This window comes from Stenotrophomonas sp. HMWF003, assembly GCF_003061285.1.
GTDB classification, from domain to species: domain Bacteria; phylum Pseudomonadota; class Gammaproteobacteria; order Xanthomonadales; family Xanthomonadaceae; genus Stenotrophomonas; species Stenotrophomonas maltophilia_AP.
Genome location: NZ_QAIW01000389.1, coordinates 4,204 through 4,678 on the forward strand (window position 1 = coordinate 4,204; position 475 = coordinate 4,678).

At 70.1% G+C, this 475-nt stretch carries 1 pseudogene; it reads right to left on the reverse strand.

Going from position 1 to position 475, the window contains the following annotated elements:
- A pseudogene (locus DBR34_RS23550) lies at window positions 1–471 on the reverse strand (alkene reductase); the annotation flags it as partial.
- Between the last annotated feature and the right edge of the window lie 4 nt (window positions 472–475).

Sequence of the window (475 nt, forward strand, 5' to 3'; positions counted from 1 at the left end):
GTCGTTGACGATGGCGGGCAGCTCGTCGATCTCCAAAGCGCGCGGCTCGGACACATCGACAAAGCCGTTGTGGACGAAGGTCTTGGTCTGCGCGCGGATGGCCGAGGCGGAGACAGGCGCGCCATTGCCGGGCTGCAGATCCACGTGCGAGATGCGGCCCACGTGCCACAGCTGCACGAAGATGCGCCCACCGCGGGCGTGCACGGCATCGGTGACCGCGCGCCAGCCGTCGATCTGGTCCTGGGTGTAGAGCCCCGGCGTGTCCTGGTAGCCCTGGGCCTGCGCCGATATCTGGGTGGCCTCGGTGATGATCAGGCCGGCCGAGGCGCGCTGGGCGTAGTAGGTAGCGGCAAGCGGGCTGGGCACCAGGCCGGCACCGGCGCGGTTGCGCGTCAGCGGTGCCATCACGATGCGGTTGGCCAGGGTCAGCGGGCCGAGGGGGTAGGGCTGGAAGAGCGGGGAGGGGGTCATGGTG